At 57.9% G+C, this 19,355-nt stretch carries 23 protein-coding genes; 22 read left to right on the top strand and 1 reads right to left on the bottom strand.

All coding sequences use genetic code 11. The annotated features are described in order from the left end of the window. Positions 1–164 precede the first annotated feature (164 nt). From OJHNALOF_RS14590 to OJHNALOF_RS14630, 9 genes are all read left to right on the top strand, one after another. A complete protein-coding gene (locus OJHNALOF_RS14590; protein WP_165662465.1) occupies positions 165–1,031 on the top strand; it encodes an urease accessory protein UreD in 867 nt (288 codons plus the stop codon). A gap of 23 nt (positions 1,032–1,054) precedes the next feature. After that, on the top strand, positions 1,055–1,357 hold the full coding sequence (locus tag OJHNALOF_RS14595; protein ID WP_094199096.1) for an urease subunit gamma: 303 nt from the start codon (positions 1,055–1,057) through the stop codon (positions 1,355–1,357). A 9-nt stretch (positions 1,358–1,366) separates the two neighbouring features. Continuing rightward, positions 1,367–1,684, top strand: a complete 318-nt coding sequence (locus OJHNALOF_RS14600; RefSeq protein ID WP_094199097.1) for an urease subunit beta — start codon at positions 1,367–1,369, stop codon at positions 1,682–1,684. Next, positions 1,684–3,390: an urease subunit alpha gene (ureC, locus tag OJHNALOF_RS14605; protein WP_165662466.1), complete on the top strand. Its 1,707-nt coding sequence runs from the start codon at positions 1,684–1,686 to the stop codon at positions 3,388–3,390. Before OJHNALOF_RS14600 ends, ureC begins: the two co-directional genes overlap by 1 nt. 13 nt (positions 3,391–3,403) lie before the next feature. After that, the gene (ureE, locus tag OJHNALOF_RS14610) at positions 3,404–3,853 is read left to right on the top strand and encodes an urease accessory protein UreE (RefSeq protein ID WP_094199099.1); all 450 of its coding nucleotides are present in this window, start codon (positions 3,404–3,406) and stop codon (positions 3,851–3,853) included. Then, positions 3,843–4,505 (top strand): urease accessory protein UreF, encoded by a 663-nt coding sequence (locus OJHNALOF_RS14615; RefSeq protein WP_094199100.1) that lies wholly within the window; start codon positions 3,843–3,845, stop codon positions 4,503–4,505. Before ureE ends, OJHNALOF_RS14615 begins: the two co-directional genes overlap by 11 nt. A 4-nt stretch (positions 4,506–4,509) precedes the next feature. Then, entirely contained in the window at positions 4,510–5,157 is a 648-nt protein-coding gene (gene ureG, locus OJHNALOF_RS14620; protein ID WP_094199101.1) for an urease accessory protein UreG, read from the top strand. After that, positions 5,154–5,702 (top strand): HupE/UreJ family protein, encoded by a 549-nt coding sequence (locus OJHNALOF_RS14625; RefSeq protein ID WP_165662467.1) that lies wholly within the window; start codon positions 5,154–5,156, stop codon positions 5,700–5,702. The genes ureG and OJHNALOF_RS14625 overlap by 4 nt, the downstream gene beginning before the upstream one ends. Positions 5,703–5,880: 178 nt before the next feature. Then, positions 5,881–7,173, top strand: a complete 1,293-nt coding sequence (locus OJHNALOF_RS14630) for an NCS2 family permease (protein ID WP_165662468.1) — start codon at positions 5,881–5,883, stop codon at positions 7,171–7,173. A gap of 88 nt (positions 7,174–7,261) precedes the next feature. Here the strand turns inward: OJHNALOF_RS14630 and asnS are convergent, their stop codons facing one another. Next, a complete protein-coding gene (gene asnS / locus OJHNALOF_RS14635; RefSeq protein ID WP_165662469.1) occupies positions 7,262–8,662 on the bottom strand; it encodes an asparagine--tRNA ligase in 1,401 nt (466 codons plus the stop codon). A 115-nt stretch (positions 8,663–8,777) separates the two neighbouring features. Here asnS and OJHNALOF_RS14640 point away from each other — a divergent pair, with 115 nt between their 5' ends. The 13 genes from OJHNALOF_RS14640 to OJHNALOF_RS14700 all read left to right on the top strand — a co-directional run bounded on the left by OJHNALOF_RS14640 (position 8,778) and on the right by OJHNALOF_RS14700 (position 19,342). Further along, entirely contained in the window at positions 8,778–9,122 is a 345-nt protein-coding gene (locus tag OJHNALOF_RS14640; RefSeq protein ID WP_094199105.1) for a hypothetical protein, read from the top strand. Positions 9,123–9,128: 6 nt separating this feature from the next. Continuing rightward, positions 9,129–10,502, top strand: a complete 1,374-nt coding sequence (locus tag OJHNALOF_RS14645; protein ID WP_240919739.1) for a L,D-transpeptidase family protein — start codon at positions 9,129–9,131, stop codon at positions 10,500–10,502. 85 nt (positions 10,503–10,587) lie between these two features. Continuing rightward, entirely contained in the window at positions 10,588–10,770 is a 183-nt protein-coding gene (locus tag OJHNALOF_RS14650; protein WP_206063718.1) for a Flp family type IVb pilin, read from the top strand. A 378-nt stretch (positions 10,771–11,148) separates the two neighbouring features. Continuing rightward, complete coding sequence (locus tag OJHNALOF_RS14655; protein ID WP_094199108.1) at positions 11,149–11,346, top strand: pilus assembly protein; 198 nt, start codon at positions 11,149–11,151, stop codon at positions 11,344–11,346. Positions 11,347–11,403: 57 nt separating this feature from the next. Then, entirely contained in the window at positions 11,404–11,922 is a 519-nt protein-coding gene (locus tag OJHNALOF_RS14660) for a prepilin peptidase (protein WP_165662470.1), read from the top strand. 54 nt (positions 11,923–11,976) lie between these two features. Beyond that, the gene (locus OJHNALOF_RS14665) at positions 11,977–13,212 is read left to right on the top strand and encodes an AAA family ATPase (protein WP_165662471.1); all 1,236 of its coding nucleotides are present in this window, start codon (positions 11,977–11,979) and stop codon (positions 13,210–13,212) included. Between the two features lie 45 nt (positions 13,213–13,257). Further along, a complete protein-coding gene (gene cpaB / locus OJHNALOF_RS14670) occupies positions 13,258–14,052 on the top strand; it encodes a Flp pilus assembly protein CpaB (protein ID WP_094199111.1) in 795 nt (264 codons plus the stop codon). Positions 14,053–14,096: 44 nt separating this feature from the next. Then, complete coding sequence (locus tag OJHNALOF_RS14675) at positions 14,097–15,506, top strand: type II and III secretion system protein family protein (RefSeq protein ID WP_094199112.1); 1,410 nt, start codon at positions 14,097–14,099, stop codon at positions 15,504–15,506. Positions 15,507–15,537: 31 nt separating this feature from the next. After that, entirely contained in the window at positions 15,538–15,807 is a 270-nt protein-coding gene (locus tag OJHNALOF_RS14680) for an addiction module component (protein ID WP_094199113.1), read from the top strand. 10 nt (positions 15,808–15,817) lie between these two features. Further along, positions 15,818–17,140 carry a TadE/TadG family type IV pilus assembly protein gene (locus OJHNALOF_RS14685; RefSeq protein WP_165662472.1) on the top strand — a complete coding sequence of 441 codons (1,323 nt, stop codon included), beginning with the start codon at positions 15,818–15,820 and terminating at the stop codon, positions 17,138–17,140. Next, a complete protein-coding gene (locus OJHNALOF_RS14690; RefSeq protein ID WP_240919740.1) occupies positions 17,137–17,613 on the top strand; it encodes a TadE/TadG family type IV pilus assembly protein in 477 nt (158 codons plus the stop codon). Before OJHNALOF_RS14685 ends, OJHNALOF_RS14690 begins: the two co-directional genes overlap by 4 nt. Next, complete coding sequence (locus OJHNALOF_RS14695; protein WP_094199116.1) at positions 17,610–18,137, top strand: TadE/TadG family type IV pilus assembly protein; 528 nt, start codon at positions 17,610–17,612, stop codon at positions 18,135–18,137. Before OJHNALOF_RS14690 ends, OJHNALOF_RS14695 begins: the two co-directional genes overlap by 4 nt. Continuing rightward, complete coding sequence (locus tag OJHNALOF_RS14700) at positions 18,134–19,342, top strand: cellulose synthase operon protein YhjQ/BcsQ (RefSeq protein ID WP_094199117.1); 1,209 nt, start codon at positions 18,134–18,136, stop codon at positions 19,340–19,342. The genes OJHNALOF_RS14695 and OJHNALOF_RS14700 overlap by 4 nt, the downstream gene beginning before the upstream one ends. Positions 19,343–19,355: the final 13 nt, after the last annotated feature.

The raw sequence follows: 19,355 nt of genomic DNA on the forward strand, positions 1-19,355 counted from the left end.
CCGTGCAGCCTGCTCCGTTGTGGTGATTAAGATTCAATAGAAACCAAATGGTGCCGAATGAAAAACCGGCAGCTTTAATGTAAGTGTCTGTTTGTAAAGTTCTTATAAAAAATGGCCCGCTTTGTGCTTTAACTCATTTCATCAATACGCCGTGAAATCATTCTATGCACCAGTGTCATGCACCATCGCCATCACACCCTACCGGTTACGGTCCCGCCCGTAGTTGGCCGGCGCAGCTCGACCTGCAGCTGGTGGCCGGCCACTCACGCACTCAGCTCAAAAACATGGTCTTTAGTGGCCCCCTTCGAATTCAGCGGCCCTTTTATCCTGAAGGGCAGACCTGCCACCTGTATTTGCTGCACCCGCCAGGCGGCCTGGTGTCGGGCGATTGCCTGAACATCGACATCGAGGCCGGGCCGGGCAGCCGAAGCCTGCTGACCACCCCGTCGGCGGGCATGGTATACCGTCGGGACAGCGCCGGAGTGGGCCAGGGACAGCGGGTGCGGGTGCGGCTGGAAGAGGACGCCGAGCTGGAGTGGTTGCCCCAGGAAACCATCGTCTTTCGGGGCGCCAACGCCGGGCTCGATCTGCATATTGAGCTGGGCGAAGGCGCCCGCTTTATTGGCTGGGAGCTGGTGTGCCTGGGCCGGCCCGCCGGCGAGCAGTGGTTTGATGCCGGCAGCCTGACCCAGCGGCTGCAGCTGTGGCGCAGCGGTCGGCTGCTGTTTAACGAACGGCTGCAGCTCGAGGCGGGAGATCAGGTGCACCAAGGCCGGGCGGGGCTGCACGGCGGTTGCGTATTCGGCACCCTGCTGGCGGCGGGCTCGGGGCTGAATGACGATGTGATTGCCGTGCTGCGAGCATCGTTGCCGCCCGGTTTCAGCGTGACCGAACGCCTGGGAGTGCTGCTGGTGCGTTACCTCGGTCACGACATGATCGCCTGCCGGGACGGCATGTGGCGGGCCTGGGAGCGGCTGCGTCCGGCGGTGCTGGCCCGTGAGGCCTGTTTTCCCCGTATCTGGTTTACCTGAATTCAGTCACAGGAGTATTCACCATGGAGCTCAGCCCAAGAGAGAAAGACAAACTGCTGCTGTTTACCGCCGCACTGCTGGCCGAGCGCCGGCTGGCCCGGGGACTGCGGCTGAACTACCCGGAAACCGTGGCCTATTTGTCGGCGGCGGTGATGGAAGGTGCTCGCGATGGCCGTACCGTGGCCTCGTTGATGGGCGAGGGCCGCACCTGGCTGAGCCGGGCGCAGGTGATGGACGGTGTGCCCGAGCTGGTGCGCGAGGTGCAGGTGGAGGCCACCTTTCCCGATGGCACCAAGCTGGTGACCCTGCATGATCCCATTCAGTAAGGAGGCACCATGATACCGGGAGAACTGCAACTGGCCGCCGGCGACATTGAATTGAACGCCGGCCGGGAGCGCCGCGAGATCACCGTGGCCAATGCCGGCGACCGGCCCATTCAGGTGGGCTCGCATTATCATTTTGCCGAGGCCAACCCGGCGCTGGAATTTGAGCGTGAGCGGACCCTGGGCTTTCGCCTCGACATCGCCGCCGGCACCGCGGTGCGCTTTGAGCCGGGCCAGCTGCGCACCGTGACCCTGGTGGCCATGGGCGGCCGGCGACGAGTATACGGATTTCGCGCTGCGGTGATGGGGCCGCTTGAAGGAGAGCAATAATGAGCAGGATCAGCCGCGAGGCCTATGCCGACATGTTTGGCCCCACCACCGGTGATCGGGTACGGCTTGCCGATACCGAGTTATGGATTGAGGTGGAACGCGACTTCACCCTGTATGGGGAAGAGGTCAAATTCGGTGGCGGCAAGGTTATTCGAGATGGTATGGGCCAGAGCCAGGCCGGGCGTGCCGACAGTGTGGACACCGTGATCACCAATGCCCTGATTGTGGATCACTGGGGCATCGTCAAGGCCGACGTGGCGTTGAAGGACGGTCGCATTCATGCTATCGGCAAGGCCGGCAATCCGGACATTCAGGACAACGTGACCATCAATGTGGGGCCGGGCACCGAGGTGATTGCCGGTGAGGGCCATATTCTTACCGCCGGCGGTGTGGACTCCCATATTCACTATATCTGTCCTCAGCAGGTGGACGAGGCCCTTTGCTCGGGGGTAACCACCATGATAGGCGGCGGCACCGGGCCGGCCACCGGCTCCAAGGCCACCACCTGTACCCCGGGAGAGTGGCACATAGCCCGCATGCTGCAGGCCACCGACGGCCTGCCCATGAACTTCGGTTTTCTCGGCAAGGGCAATGCCAGCCAACCCGAGGCCCTGCGTGAGCAGCTGGAGGCGGGAGCCATGGGGCTGAAACTGCATGAGGACTGGGGCAGTACCCCGGCGGCCATCGACTGCTGTTTGTCGGTGGCGGAAGAATACGATGTGCAGATAGCCATTCATACCGACACCCTTAACGAGTCGGGCTTTGTCGAAGACACCCTGGGGGCCTTCAAGGGGCGAACCATTCATACCTACCATACCGAGGGTGCCGGTGGTGGTCATGCCCCCGATATTCTTACCGCCTGCAGCCTGCCCAATGTGTTGCCGTCGTCCACCAATCCGACCCGGCCCTATACCATCAATACCGTGGACGAGCACCTTGATATGCTGATGGTGTGCCACCACCTGGATCCGGCCATTCCCGAAGACGTGGCCTTTGCCGACTCGCGCATTCGCAAGGAAACCATCGCCGCCGAAGATATTTTGCAGGATCTCGGGGTTATCTCGATGATTTCATCCGACAGCCAGGCCATGGGCCGGGTGGGCGAGGTGATCTGCCGCACCTGGCAGACCGCTCACAAAATGAAGGTGCAACGGGGCCCGCTACTCGAGGATGAGCGGCACGGCGCCGACAACTACCGGGTGAAACGTTATATCGCCAAGTACACCATCAACCCGGCCATCGCCCATGGAGTCAGCCATGAGGTGGGCTCGGTGGAAGCGGGCAAGCTGGCGGATCTGGTGCTGTGGAACCCGGCGTTTTTTGGCATCAAGCCTAGCTTAATCATCAAGGGAGGCAGCATTGCCTGGGCGCCCATGGGCGATGTGAACGGCTCCATTCCCACCCCTCAGCCGGTGCACTACCGGCCGATGTTCGGTGCCCAGGGGGCGGCGGCCGCCGCCAGCAGCCTGACCTTTGTCAGCCAGGCGGCGTTGTCTCGGGAGCTGCCCGGCAAACTGGGCCTGAAGCGCCGGCTGGTGGCCTGCGAGCATACTCGTAATATCACCAAGGCCAGCATGATCCACAACAGTGCTACGCCACGGCTGGAGGTGGATGCCCAGACCTATGAGGTGGTGTGCGACGGAGAGTTGCTCAGGTGTGAGCCCGCTACCGTGCTGCCTCTGGCCCAGCTCTATTCCCTGTTTTGAAGAAGGATGAAGCATGCTGAACATGATCCTGAACGAGGGGCCGAGTCCTCGGCCCGCCGACGATACCCTGACCCTGCCCTTTGAGCTGCGCCAGAAGGGACGGCTGCGCGCCGTCAGCGACGGTGGTGTTGAGCTGGGCCTGTTTCTGGAGCGAGGCCGCGTGTTGCTTGCCGGTGACAAACTGGTGAGCGAATGCGGCCGGGTGGTTGAGGTGCGCGCCGGTGCGGAGCCGGTGATCACCGCCCATGCCGCCGACTGGCCCAGCTTTGCCCGGGCCTGTTATCACCTAGGCAATCGCCATGTGACCCTGGAGATTGGCGAGCGCTGGCTGCGCTTTGCGCCGGATCATGTGCTGGAGCACCTGGCCGAACACCTGGGGTTGTGTCTGGAGCGAGAGCAGGCGCCCTTTAATCCTGAGTCCGGCGCTTATCACGGTTTGGGCGGCCACCACCATGACCACTGACGGTGAGTTGCTGGGGCTGTTGCACCTGGCCAGCCCTTCGCTGCCCATTGGTGGTTTCGCCTGGTCCGCCGGTCTGGAGTCGGCCATTGAGCTTGGCTGGGTAAACGACGAAGACGGGCTCAAGGCCTGGCTAGCGGCCACCCTGCAAGGCTTGGCCCACCTCGATTTGCCGGTGCTGCTGCGCCTGCATGACGCCTTGGAAAGCGGGCAGGGCGAGGCGCTGGAGTACTGGAATGACTTTATTCGCGCCAGCCGGGAGACCCGGGAGCTGCTGTTTGAAGACGAGCAGCAGGCCCTGGCCCTGGTGCGGTTGCTAAAGGGGCAGGGGGTGAATGTGGCCGGCCTGCCCGAGCCGCCGGCGCTGATGTGCGCCTGGGCCGTGGCGGCCCGGGCATGGGGCCTGAGCGCCCATTCCGCCGCCCTTGGCTTTGCCTGGAGTTGGCTGGAAAACCAGCTGGCGGTGGCCGCCAAGACCCTGCCACTGGGGCAGACCGCGGTACAGCGGTTACTGCTGGCGCTGAAACCGGCGCTAAGTGAGACCCTGGCCTTGGCCGCCACCCTGGATGATGACCGGCTTGGCCTGGGCCTGCCCGGTCAGGTGCAGGCCAGTGCCCTGCATGAAACCCAATATTCCCGATTATTCCGGAGCTGAAAAGATGACAACACAATGTTTGCGAGTTGGTGTGGGGGGGCCGGTGGGCTCGGGCAAGACGGCGCTGCTGCGCCAGTTGTGCGCGTCCCTGCGGGCGCATTACAACCTGGCGGTGGTGACCAACGATATTTACACCAAGGAGGACGCCGAATTCCTGCTGCGCCATCAGGCGCTGGAAGAAGACCGCATTCTTGGCGTGGAAACCGGCGGCTGCCCGCACACCGCCATTCGTGAAGACGCCTCCATGAACCTGGCGGCCATCGATACCCTGCAACAGCGCCATGCCGGCCTGGAGCTGGTACTGGTCGAGAGCGGTGGTGATAACCTTTCCGCCACCTTCAGCCCGGAGTTGTCGGATCTGACCCTCTATGTGATCGACGTGTGCGCCGGCGACAAGATTCCCCGCAAGGGGGGGCCCGGCATCACCAAGTCGGATCTGCTGATCATCAACAAGACCGATCTGGCACCCATGGTCAACGCCTCGCTGGAGGTGATGGACAGGGATGCCAAACGCATGCGGGGCGAGCGTCCCTTTGTGTTTACCAACCTGATGCGCGGCGATGGCCTGCTCGAGATTATTCGTTTTATCGAAAAGGAAGGCATGCTGCGATCGCTGCCCGACGATTTTGCCCTTCACGGAGAAACCCCATGAAAAACGCCCTGATCATACTGGCCGCCCTGGCCCCCGTTACCGCCTTTGCCCACCCTGGCCACGAGAGCTCGGGGTTCGCTGCCGGTTTCTTTCACCCCTGGCTTGGCTGGGATCATTTACTGGCCATGGTGGCGGTGGGCATGCTGGCGATGGCCGGCAAGCGTGCACTGGCCTGGCGTTTGCCGCTGGCTTTTGTGGCGGCCATGGTCGCCGGCGCCGGCCTGGGAGCGGCCGGCATCGGCCTGCCCGGGGTTGAGCCCATGATCCTGGCATCCCTGGTGGTGCTGGGGGCGGGTCTGGCCCTGCGTGTGCCGTTGCGGTCGCTGGCCCCTGTTATTTGTGCCCTGTTTGGACTGTTCCACGGCAATGCCCATGGCCTGGAAGCACCGGTTGAAGGCGCGGTGGTAACCTTTATGGCCGGCTTCGTGCTGGCCACGGTCATGCTGCACGGTTGCGGCATGCTGGTGGCCCGCCACCTGCACGAAGCCGGACTGCGAGTGTTTGGCCTGGCCGTGGCCGGTGCCGGTTTACTGGCTGCGATCTGACGTGTTCCTCCCCCTTGACTGAGGGGGAGGGATCAAAACCCCCGCGCATTAACCGAAAACGGAAATGCGCCCGTCCGCATGCTGCCTTCCTGGTCAGCCCTGCCGTGACCACGTTGCCAAAAGTTCCGATTGAGCCGATAATTTCGGTTTACACCATCATTTCAGAGTTACTCCCCCCATGCTTGAACAATATTTTCGGCTCAAAGAGCTCAATACCAATGTCCGCCAGGAAGTGGTGGCGGGCATCACCACTTTCCTTACCATGGCCTACATCATTTTCGTGAATCCGGCGATTCTGTCGGAAGCGGGCATGGATTACGGTGCCGTGTTTGTGGCCACCTGCCTGGCGGCGGCGGTGGGCTGTTTTATCATGGGGCTGGCCGCCAACTACCCCATTGCCCTGGCGCCGGGCATGGGCCTGAACGCCTTTTTCACCTATACGGTGGTGCTGACCGAGGGGTACAGCTGGCAAAGCGCCCTGGGAGCCGTGTTTTTCTCCGGCTGCCTGTTTGTGCTGCTGAGTCTGTTCAAGGTGCGGGAGTGGATCATCAATGCCATTCCCCAGCCGCTCAAGCTCGGCATTGCCGCCGGCATCGGCCTGTTCCTGGCATTGGTGGGGCTGAAAAGTGCGGGCATTATTGTAGACAACCCGGCCACCCTGGTGGGGCTGGGTGACATTACCGGCCTGCAGGCGGGACTGGCGGTGCTGGGCTTTTTTCTGATCATCGGCATGGCGGCCCGGGGCATGCGCGGCGCCGTGATGATCGGCATTCTGGTGATCACCGGCTTGGGGTTGGCCTTTGGTGACATTGAATACAAGGGCATCGTATCGGCGCCGCCTTCCATCATGCCCACCTTTATGCAGCTGGACATTGCCGGCGCCTTTAACGTAGGTATGTTGTCGGTGATCTTCGCCTTTTTGTTTGTGGACTTGTTTGATACCTCCGGCACCCTGATTGCCGTGGCCCAGCGCGCCAAGCTGCTGGATGAACAGGGTCGCCTGCCGCGCCTGAGCCGCGCCCTGTTGGCCGACAGTACGGCCTCCATTGCCGGCTCGGTACTGGGTACGTCGACCACCACTTCCTACGTGGAAAGCACTGCGGGTGTGGCCGTGGGTGGCCGCAGCGGCCTCACCGCCGTGGTGACCGGCCTGCTGTTTATTGCCGCCATTCTGTTCTCGCCACTGGCGGGTATGGTACCGGCCTATGCCACCGCCGGCGCCCTGGTCTATGTGGCTGTGCTGATGCTGGCCCAGTTGGCCCACCTGCACTGGGACGACCTGACCGAAGCCGTGCCCGCCGTGGTGGTGCTGGTGATGATGCCCTTTACCTTCTCCATTGCCCACGGCATTGCCTTTGGCTTTATCAGCTTTGTCGGGGTTAAAGTGCTGTCTGGCCGGGCCGGTGAAGTAAGCCCCGTGGTCTGGGCCCTGGCGGCGCTGTTTGCGCTCAAATTCGCCTTTGGCGTGTGAGCGCGCGGTGCGGCATTGACGTCAGTCGCCATTAAATACAAAAAAGCCCCGAAAACGGGGCTTTTTGGCGTTTATTCGTAGTGAATAATCAGAAGTCGGCGTTGCGCGGGGTGCGCGGGAAGGGAATCACGTCCCGAACGTTGCCCATGCCGGTGACGTAGGCCACCAGGCGCTCAAAGCCCAGACCAAAGCCGGCGTGAGGAACGGTGCCGTAGCGGCGCAGATCCCGGTACCAGCCGTAGTCTTCCTTGTTCAGGCCCATTTCTTCCAGACGGGCGTCGAGCACTTCCAGCACTTCTTCCCGCTGGGATCCGCCGATGATCTCACCAATGCCGGGGGCCAGTACATCCATGGCCGCGACGGTTTTGCCATCGGGGTTCAGCTTCATGTAGAAGGCCTTGATGTCCTTCGGGTAGTTTTTCACCACCACCGGCGCCTTGAAGTGCTCTTCGGCCAGGTAGCGTTCGTGCTCGGACGACAGATCCACACCCCATTCCACCGGGAACTCGAACGTTCTGCCGGACTGCTTCAGGATCTCTACCGCGTCGGTGTAGTCCACCTGGGCGAAGTCTTTTTCCACAAAGTTTTGCAGACGGGTGATGGCGTCTTTGTCGACCCGTTGGGCAAAGAAGGCCATGTCGTCCATGCGCTCTTCCAGCACCGCCTTGAACACATATTTCAGCATGTCTTCGGCGAGACGGGCGGCGTCGTCCAGATCGGCAAAGGCCAGCTCCGGCTCCACCATCCAGAACTCGGCCAGGTGGCGGCTGGTGTTGGAGTTTTCGGCCCGGAAGGTGGGGCCAAAGGTGTAGATTTTGCTCAGGGCACAGGCGTAAGTTTCGCCGTTAAGCTGCCCGGACACGGTCAGGAATGCTTCCTTGCCAAAGAAGTCTTCGCCAAAATCGATGTCGCCCTTGTCGGTGCGCGGCAGGTTCTGCAGATCCAGGGTGGAAACCCGGAACATTTCACCGGCGCCTTCGCAGTCGGAGGCGGTGACGATGGGAGTGGCCACCCACATGTAGCCGTTCTCATGGAAGAATCGATGCAGCGCCTGAGACAGGCAGTTGCGAACCCGGGCCACGGCGCCAATCAGGTTGGTGCGCGGGCGCAGGTGGGCGTATTCGCGCAGATACTCGATGGAGTGGCGCTTGGCGGCCATGGGGTAGGTGTCGGGATCGTCCACCCAACCCACCACCTTTACCTCGGTGGCCTGCAGTTCAAAGTCCTGGCCCTGGCCCTGAGACTCGGTCACGGTACCGGTGACTTCCACCGAGCAGCCGGTGGTCAGGCGCACCACTTCAGACTGATAATTCGCCACGTTATTGGGCACCACGGCCTGCACCGGATTGAAGCAGCTACCATCGTGAATGGCCAAAAACGAAATTCCCGCCTTGGAGTCACGGCGAGTGCGAATCCACCCCTTAACGGTAAGGGGGGTGCCAACGGCATATTTGCCTGCCAGCACATCAGTTACGGATGCGTGGGTCATGTAAATCGCTCTCCAGCTTTGAACTAAACCGGCCCTTGGCCGATACACTATATATAAGGGAGCTAATGTTACTCGTGTGGTGTCAGGACTCAAGCAAAAGATGGGGGGAAAAGCCATGGCCAAACACCCCAAAGACTGGTTAGGAGGCCTGCTGGCGGCGTTGACCGCCGGTGGCTGGACCTTCTATTTCCTGTTGTTGATCCTGTTTCACTACGGCCGGCCCGAGCAGCATTTCGGCTATCTGCGTTACCTGGAAATTGAAGTGCGAACCGTCTGGCTGACCCTGCCCACCCTGTGGTTTCACCTCGGTATCTGGGGGGCGCTGGGGCTGGCTCTGACCACTTTTACCCTGGTGCACCTGAAAGGACGGCGTCACAGCCAGTATCTCAAGGTTTATCTGCTGATGCTGGTGGTGGCCGCGGCGCTGACCCTGCTGTTGTTTTACCTCTATCCTACCTAGACTGAAATGTTGACCATGGTGAATGGTTCGACCCAGGGAGGGAGTGTTATGGCAAGGATATTGCCCAGATTGATGTTGAGCACGACGTTATGGTTCGCGCTGTTGCTGAGTGGTCCGGTGTCGGCCGGGTTGCTGTGGCACAGTAATCAGCAATTGAATGAGGCAGGGCGGCATTTGTATCGGCTGTTATTGCCCGAAAAGAATACCCTGATCGGTATGAGCGTACCAGAGCGAGACCAGTGGCTGACGCAGGAGTGGCTCGGGGTGCTGAAGGCGCGGGAACATTTTGCTCAATACTCCCTTCCGCAGCACTGGCGCAGTGAGGGTTTTAAGCTGGCTCGTGAACAAGGCAACTTAGCGGTATATATGGAAAGTCAGGCGCCTGACTACAATGGTTATCGCGAACTCCACCGACATTATGAACGCCTGGCACGAAAGCAGAATTACACAGTGTTACCTGCGGGGCCGAATGTACGGCCGGGTGAGCGGGACGGGGTCATACCTGCTTTGCGCCGAAGGTTGGCGGAACTGGGCCGGCAAGTGCCGGCGCCGGTCAGCCGGGCCGATGTGCTGGATCCACCGTTAAGTGAAACTCTTTCCGCCCTGCAGCGGGCGGGAGGCCTTGAGGTGACAGGCGGGCTCAACGAGGATATCCGCGCCCTGTTGAATCGTTCACCTGCCGCGCTCAGGGCCGAGATTAAGACCAACCTGCGTCGCTGGCTGCACTTGCCGCCGGCCACGACCGATTATGTACTGATCAATATTCCTTCTTACCGTCTGACCTTGGTGCGGGCGGGTCAACCCAGGCTGTCCATGAAGGTGATCGTAGGCCGGCCCGACTGGCCCACTCCCGAACTGGCCACCCATATCGATGCGCTCAAGGTCAATCCGGACTGGACTCCCACCGACAATATATTGCGGGAAGATTTGCTACCGGCCCAGCGTAAGGACGGTGGTTACCTTGACCGCAACGGTTTCCGCGTCTGGTTGCCAGATCGTAGTGAGCCGGTGCCGCCCTCCAGCATCGACTGGCAAAACCCACCTTCCGGTTTGCGTCTGGTACAGCAACCGGGACCGACTAATGCCCTCGGGCAACTCAAGTTTGAAATGCGTAACCGCCACAGCGTGTATTTGCATGACACCCCCGACAAATCCCTGTTTGGGCGGGACCGGCGGGCGTTAAGCCACGGCTGCGTACGCCTGGCCGAGCCCGCCGCCCTGGCACAAGGTTTGGGCTGGCAAATGCCCGAACACGAACGCACCCAGCTGTTACCACCGGCTGAGCGGCTGCCGGTATATATGGTGTATTTTACCGCCTGGAGCGAGGGTGGCAGCCTGGTGTTTGCGGGGGATATTTATGGAAAGAACGAACACATATAAGACTGAGCGGCCTTTGACGGGCCTATACTTGCATTGTTGACAGCACCATATTTAAAACCTGATTGCTTACATGGAGGTAGACATCATGTTTAATCAATTAAAGCGTCTTTGGCATGACGAATCAGGCCTGACCACGGTGGAGTATGCGGTGGCCGGCGCCCTGCTGGCTACCGGCGTGGCGGCCGCCTTTGTTGCGCTGGGTGGTGCGGTGGAAGCCCGGACCAACACTATGTGTGCCGAGGTCAAGAACGACGGCAGCAGTTGCTAACGCTGCATTTACCTGGCAATGACCTGCCCGCTCGCCACCGGCGAAGCGGGCATTTTTTTCCTGCCACCGGGCAGCAGAGCCCGGAACAACCGAAAAAAGCGAACCAAAGGGGTCCGGTTCAGGGCAGATTGTTCGGAAACTTTCACGTGAACTACCCCTTGGTATTAGCTATAAATAATAACAAGCGACATGCTTAAGGACCGGAAAATGCCGGGACATATAATCGAACAGCAAGGAGGCCGCGCGACTATATGAATAACACAGGCACAGGCGGTGCCGAAGCTAAATGATAAATAATTAAAAGCTGTAAATGTTAACCAGGAAGGTTTTCTGTGATACAGGGAACTGAAAACACAAACAAGGAAAGAGGGTTTTCTTATGTTTATTGCAAAAGAACTGCTGCGTCTGGTGAATGATGAAGATGGTCTGACCATGGTGGAATACGCGGTTGCCGGTGCGTTAATTGCTGCGGGTGCAGCCACTGCATTCACTAACCTTGGTGAGGCGGTTGAAGAAGAAATCAACGGCCTCTGTACCACTATAGGTGCGGCGAGTGGTGGTAGCTGCACCAGCTAATGATACGCTTTATTTCAAGGGTGGGCCTTGCCCACCCTCTTACCTTATGGTGATGCTATGGAACAGCTACCATTGCTGGCTTTATTGGTTTGTGCCGCCTGGATGGATCTCAGAACGCATAAAATCCCCAATTTTATTACCCTTCCATTTATTCCGCTGGGTATCCTTTTTCATACCATATTTGGCGAAGGGGCCATATATTCCCTGTCCGGGCTGGCGTTTTCATTTTTACTGTTGTTCCCGTTTTTTATACTGAGAGTCTTCGCCGGTGGTGATGTCAAACTGGGTATGGCCATTGCTACCTTTACCGGCTGGCAGCTATTCATTGAGTCCCTGCTTTATGGCCTGATGATTGGCCTGCCTCTAGTGTTAATACTGGCCTGGCGTAGAGTCGGTTGGCAAGGATTTAAAACCAGTTTCAGTCGCTATATGTTGATCTTCGGCACCCGTCGTTACATGACCCCGGCAGAAAACGAGATGGCCGGATTAAAGGTGCCCTATGGTCCGGCGCTTGCCCTGGGGGCGGCCCTGGCGGTGATGCTGAACAAATACCAGATATTTACCTTGGTATCCTAGCTATCAGCTGATCAAAGTAAAACTTACAGCTTAAAAAAGAAGGAGGTAACAAGGATGTACCTGCCTAAACCCAAAAAACTGGCCGAAACCGGCCTGACAAAGGAACTGTTGTTCCGATTGATACTGCGCCATTTGCAGGAGGAGGCCTCGCTGTCGCTGCCGGCTCTGGTCGATCGCCTGTGCCTGCGGGGCAGCATCGTCGAGCCCCTGCTGCAGGAGCTGAAAACCCTACAACTGGTGGAGGTGCGCACCTCCGGCCGTATGGATGAGGCTATTCGTTTTGCCCTGACCCAAAAAGGCCAGTATGAGGCTCAGGTGCTGAACGAACGTGACGGCTACATAGGTCCAGCCCCTATTCCACTGGTGGACTACAATCGTTTGGTTCAGGCTCAGTCGCTGGGCGAGCATAGCATACGCCGGGAGCAGCTGGAGTTGGCCCTGGCCGATATGGTCATCAGCCCGGAGTTGGTCAATGTTTTGGGACCGGCACTTAACTCACGTCGACCTCTGCTTATTTACGGTCATGCCGGCACCGGTAAAAGTTTTTTATGTCACCGCTTTAACAAGGTTTTTGATGAGCATATTTATGTGCCTCATGCCATCGCGGTGCAGAATACCATCATTCCGTTGTTCGACCCTATTTATCACTGGCGGGTGGTAGGTAATGATGACGACCTTGATGCCCGCTATATTCCCTGCCATCGCCCACTCGTGATGGTGGGGGGCGAGCTCAAGCTAGATATGCTGGAAGTGCATTTCGACAGGCAGTCCCGTCAATACAGTGCGCCACTGCAAATGAAGGCCAATAACGGTGTCCTCCTTATCGATGACCTGGGGCGCCAGGGCTTTTCTGCCGATGAGTTGTTTAACCGTTGGATTGTGCCGATGGAGGAAAGGCGGGACTTTCTGTCTTTGCCTAATGGTCTTCATTTTGACATTCCCTTTGAACAGATACTGGTGTTTTCCACCAATCTGGATCCGGAAAGTATTGCCGATGAAGCCTTTCTGCGCCGCTTGGGGTACAAGCTGCAGTTGCAGGCCATGCCGGAAGAACTTTACCGAAAAGTCTGGCACATGAACCTGGAAAAATATCAGCTTTCTGCTACCGAAGCATTATTCCGCTTTATGGTGGACAAACTGCACAAAGGCAGTAACAAACCAATGATTGCCTGTTATCCGAGGGACATTCTGGGGATTGCTCGGGACATTATGCACTTTAACGGTCAGGCCGATGAACTACTGACCGAGGATATTTTAACCAAGGCCTGGCATATGTATTGTGTGCACTGACTATACTTCCAGCGCGGATTCATTCAGCTAACCAAGGATTCGGTTATGAAAACACGTACTCTGCTATTGTTTGTTCTGTCCGTTGGCTTTGGGGTGGCGGCGGCCATCATGGCCAACAATTGGCTCAATCAGCAAAGCCGGGCGGCGCAGGCCAGGGCCGAAGGTGACACTACTCAGGTGGTTGTGGCGGCGGTAGACCTGGTGCCCGGTGCTCCCATTGAGCCCATTCATGTACAACTCAAAGACATCGACAGCCGTCTGGTTCCGCCTGGTGCGCTCACCAACCTGGAAGAAGTTAAAAACATGGTGGCCAAGAACAATCTCTACCGGGGCGATGTGCTGCGCCGGGAGCGGTTGGCGCCGGTGGGTGAGGGCAGCACCCTTTCCGTGTTGCTTGAGCCCGGTATGAGGGCGGTCACCGTGCGGGTGAACGATGTTATCGGCGTAGCCGGTTTCCTGCTGCCCGGCAACCGGGTCGATATTCTGTTTACCGAAGGCAGCATGACCCGTACCGTGTTGAAAAACCTCAAAGTGCTGGCGGTAGATCAGACCCAGCATACCGATGAAAATCGCCCCAAACTGGTTCGCGCCGTCACCCTTGAAGTTGATCCCGAGCAGGCCGAACGACTGGTAAACGCCAGTTCCAATGGGCGAATTCAGCTGGCCCTGCGCAACCCCAATGATGCACAGGATCTGCAACTCGATACCGTGGCTGCCGTGGCCAGTGAACCACAGTCCGTGTCCGGGTCCGAACCGGCTCCCAGAGTGATACGGCCCCGTTCATCCACTGTTGATCTTATAAAAGGCACCAGCCAGCAGCAGGTGCCGGTAAAAAGCTGACCATTAAACATATATTCTGACTTTTAGTGCACATGGAGGTGGCCATGAGAGCCTTTTTGGGAAGCGTATTAGGGTTAACACTGCTGGTGGCTACCGGCCCGGTAATGGCCGGTGGCAGCATGAACGAGGCGGGTAACGAAATGCAGTTGCCCATTCATAAATCCCGCTCACTTATGCTCGACCGGCCCGCCAGCCGGGTGTCGGTGGGCAACCCGGCCATTGCCGATGTGTTGGTGCTGCAGGACAGGGAGCTTTACCTGGTGGGCAAGTCGCTCGGCCACACCAACCTGATGGTGTGGGACATGAACGACAACCTGATGCAGGTATACGACATTGAAGTAAGCCACGATCTGCAGGGGCTGAAAGAGCGCCTGTACCGTTTTCTGCCCAACGAGCCCATTCAGGTGCACACCTCCCAGGGGCAGTTGGTGGTCAGCGGTGAGGTGTCCAACCTCGACCGGCTCAACGCCGCCTACGAGCTGACCCGGGGCTATGTGGTGGCTGCCGAGGGAGGCGTGGCCCGCTCCGAGGTGATGAACATGATGAGCGTGGGCGGTGGCCAGCAGGTGATGCTGGAAGTCACCGTGGCCGAGGTGGCCCGGGATACCTCCCGCAGTTGGGAATCGGCTTTTGAATTGTTGGAAAGCTCCGGTAACTGGGGCTTCTCGCTGTTGCGCGACAGCGTTGCTGATCTGGCCAGCTTTGGCACTAACACCGCCATCGGCAGTTTCTCCAGTGCCGATACCGTGTTTAATGTGGCGCTGGATCTGGCCAAGACTCGGGGTCTGGCCCGGGTGCTGGCCGAACCGCGCATTACCGCTATCAGTGGTCAGTCGGCCGAGTTTCTCTCCGGTGGTGAATACCCTGTGCCGGTGCCCACCGAAGACGGGGTGGCCGTGGAGTTCAAGGAGTTTGGGGTGGGACTCAAGTTCACGCCGGTGGTGCTGGGTAGCGGCAAGATTAATCTTAACCTGAACGTGAGTGTAAGCGAGCCGGTGGTGGCCAATTCCGCCAACGTACCGCTGTTTGGGGATATCACCGCCCTCAGCAAGCGCAGTGCCGGCACTACCGTTGAACTGGGGGATGGTCAGACCATCAGTATCGCCGGCCTGCTCAGTGAAAATAACCGGGAGCAGGTCAGTCAAATGCCTTTTGTGGGGGATATTCCGGTGCTGGGCAACCTCTTTACCAGCCGCAGCTTTGCCAAGGGGGAGTCCGAGCTGGTGATCATGGTCACCCCCCGCCTGGTGCGCCCCTTCAACAAAGAGCAGGTGACCCTGCCTACCGACGGGTTTATTGAGCCCAACGATCTCGAATTTTACCTGCTGGGTCGCATGTCGCACCGTTCCCGGGTAAATGACGGGGCTCCGACCACGGAGCAAACCGGCAATACCGGTGTTAACCCTGCCATGGGCGAGGGTGGCATGGAGCAGACCTATGGCCAGTCGCTGTAAAACCACGAGCAGAGGAACAAGGAGAACCACCATGAAACAGTTATTGCTTACCCTGCTGGCCGCCGGGGTGCTTACAGGCTGTGCCAGTGAACGTCACTACGGGTTTGATATGGGCCAGGATATTAAGGAGCTCGATACCCTTCAGGTGCTGGATCCCGGCGCCGCTGCCCGTAACGACGGCAAATTGACCGCCCTTGCTCTAAATGGAGAGTATGGCGTGTCGTTGCATGATCAATATGTGAAAGGCGCCGAGGCCCCGGCCGAAGGCAAAACCCAGGTAACCCTGAACTTTGGTGATTAAGGAGTCATCCATGAAAGCGCTGCCGACTCACAGAAAACAGAAAGGCGCCGTACTGGTTCTGGTGACGGTGGCGCTGTTCGTATTGCTCGGCTTTACCGCCCTGGCTCTGGATGGGGGCTATTTATTACTTAATAAAACCCGGGTGCAGGATGCGGTGGACTCGGCCGCATTAAGTGGTGCCAAGACCTTGTCTAAAACGGCTGCCAATGGCAACACCCATGATGATGCTCGAGCAGCGGTCTATAACACATTGCAAACCATTTTTAATGGCGACGGTTTTAACCAGGTTGATATCGATACCAACAATATTGCTGCGGTCACGACCATCGAGTTCTCTCATAAAGCAGTGCCCTTTGTTGTCACTAATGACAGTGTCGCCAGGTATATTCGCGTCCGGCTCAACACGGTTCCGGTTGAGCAGTTTTTATCGCAACTAATGGTTGATAATTGGCGAGTGGCATCTGCCGCCGTGGCAGGCCCTGAACAAGGTGGAAATTCTGTAGAACAACAGGTGATTCCACTGCTGCTTTGCTCCAAGGATACGTCGGATGACCATCACGGTTTTACCCCATCCGATGATCTGACCCGTGGTGATGTGATTGTTGTGAAAACCAACCACCATAAGAAGGCGCCGGTCGGACCGGGTAATTTTCTTGCCCTGTCTTTGGATCGCGATGGTGACGGTAGTCCGGATACTGGCGCCAATGACTTTGCCATGGCACTGTCCGGCGATCTCAATGTTAATTCTGTCATTGAGGCTGGAGATGTGCTGACAACAGAGCCAGGCAACATGGTTGGCAAGACCAGTGAGGGCTTGAATACCCGTTTTGGAAAAGACAAGCATGGTAATGATGTATCGGGGCCTTCTGCGGATCCAGGAGAGTCAGAAACCGGGGCTTATTATTCTGACTGCGCCATTCCTGATTTTTCCGACCCGGTAACATTTAGTGATCTGGACTTTGGTGGTGATGTGGCTAACGGAGGAAACCTGGTTCTTCAGCAAGGGTCGGACAAATGGAGTGGGTTGCAGAGCTTTCCCGATTATTACAACGGTATTCACTCGAAAGCACCATCAACTACCCATTGTATTGACGAGCGGAGAATCGTGAAACTGCCGGTAGCAAACTGTGATGGGAATAGTACCGGAAGAAGCAATATTTCAGTGATGGATACCGTATGTATGTTCCTTAATCAGGAAGTGACAGGGCAAGGCAATAACCAATATATCGTGGCCGAAATGCTGGAAAGCTGCGACCTGGGTGGCGGCAGCGGTGGCAGCAATACGTCCGAAAGGCTGGTGCTCTACAAGGATTCAGCCAGTGGAGACTCATGATGAACAAACTACAACTGAACAAAAGTCAGAGTGGGCTGGCGGCCGTTGAGGCCACGCTGGTATTGCCTTTATTGTTATTGCTGATGCTGGCCATTGGCGAATTCGGGCGACTGCTTTATCAATACAATACCTTGACCAGGGCTGTTCGGGCAGGGGCACAAATTGAGGTGGATGCCAATAATATTTTTGATTCCTCGGCCAAAGCCAGCAGGGAGCAACGTATAACCAACCTGATTCTTTATGGAAATGTGACAGGAGGGAGTAACACCCTGCTGCCGGGCATGACGTCCGATGATATTGACTTCAACTATATACAGAGCCCGGCAGGCAGTGGAGACTGGTATTACCAGGTTGATGTCAGCTATAACTGGCAACCCATGTTTGGTGCCAGCCTTGACACCTTTTTTGGCGATGTACTTTCCCTTTCCTTTCCTTTGAGCAGCAGTATAACCGTCAGGGAGCTGAGCCAATGAAAACAAGGTTGCAACATTATTCAGACGGCTTCCGGCAACAAGGTACAACCACGGTCGAATTTGCCATTGTTGGTAGCCTGATATTTCTGGTGTTATTCGCCGTGCTGGAAGTTGGGCGGCTGATGTACACCTGGAACCTTCTTAATGAAGCCTCACGCAGGGCGGCCAGGCTGGCAACGGTGTGCAGAGTCCAGGAAGTGCAGAATAACACCGTGGCTAGTGCGGTGGCCAATCAGCTTGGTGGCGCCTTGCCGGGATTTACGGCCGGTAACCTTGTGTTCACCTACATGGACAGAGACGGTGTGGTGTTGGCCGACCCGGCAGGGGCGGATGCCGATAAAACAACGGGCGGATTTATACGAGCAAGCATTGCCAACTATCGTTACGAGATGGTGTTGCCCCTGAACGTGGATTTGTCCCGGTTTGCACCGGATTTCAGCTCGGTGCTGAGAGCTGAAAGCCTGGGTATAACACCGGATGGTAATGCAATTTGTGATGCAACCGGGGGAGTGAGTTTGTTATGACAGACGCCAAAATAGTGGAGCTGGAACGAGAGGGCATGCAGACATTGCCGGCACTTTCCTGCCCGTTGCAGATGAACGTAATGGATCCGGACGAGCGGTTGTGGCCCTTACTCAAGGTAAAACTGCACAACAGCAGCCAGTTGCAGCTTAAAAAAATGAACGAGCAGGACTTTCTGCCCAAGGGGGAGCGCCAGGTACTGCTGTTGGTGGATCATCCCGTACTGGCGCCGGTTTACGATGAGCTGGAGCGCAAGGCCGGTGAAAGTCGCAGCCTTATTTTTATGGGTGATCCGGCCAACACCGCCTTGGTGCGCCGGGCCATGCGCATGGGCGCCGCCGACTTTTTGCCGCAGGAAAGCGATCCCATTGAGCTGTGGTCGGCCCTAGTGCGTATTTCCGCGAAGGTGTCCGCCAGCATCAGCCTGGCGCCGGTTACCGTGGTGGTAAACGGCAAGGGTGGCTCAGGCGCCAGCTTTGTATGCGCCAACCTGGGCCATGCCTTGCAGACCGAAGAGGAAAAAGTACTGCTGCTCGACGCCAGTCGCCATTACGGCTCCCTGGCCGACTACCTCAACATTCGCGAAAAACAGGGCGGTTTGAATGAGGCCTTGCAGCGGGCCGGTGAAATGGATGCCATGGCGCTGGCGGGCATGGTCAGCAAGGCCCGGGTGGGCATGGACGTCATGCCCGCCTCGGTGTTGCCACTGCATGATGAAAATATCGTTAGCGCCCGTCAGTGCGCGCAATTGTTACATCTTGCGCGGGGACAATATCAGCGGATGGTGGTTGATATGTCACGCGGGCCCGAGGCCTGGAACCTGCCGCTGTTGGAAAGCGCCGAGCAGGTGGTGGTGGTCATGCAGCAAAGCCTGAGCGCCCTGCGCGAAACTATTTTCTTACTGCGGCAACTGCGCCATGAGCTGGGTATTGGCAAGGATCGCATTCTGCTGCTGGTGAATCGCTACGACAAGAAAAAGGATGTGTCGTTGCAGGAAATAGAAAAGGCGACCGAAATTAAGCGCATCGCCACTCTGGTGAATGATTTCACCATGGCAGAAACCTGCACCGACCTTGGACGGCTGGTCGCAGAGGAAAAACGCAATCACAAGCTGGTAGATGGCTTTAATCACCTATCCAATGCGCTACAACCCGGAGCTGAGCAAAGCGACAAGCCGGGCTTGCTTAAACGACTGTTCGGTAACTAATCGAACAAAGGGG

Origin of the sequence: Oceanimonas sp. MB9 (assembly GCF_011319775.1) — a bacterium.
Classification (GTDB): domain Bacteria; phylum Pseudomonadota; class Gammaproteobacteria; order Enterobacterales; family Aeromonadaceae; genus Oceanimonas; species Oceanimonas doudoroffii.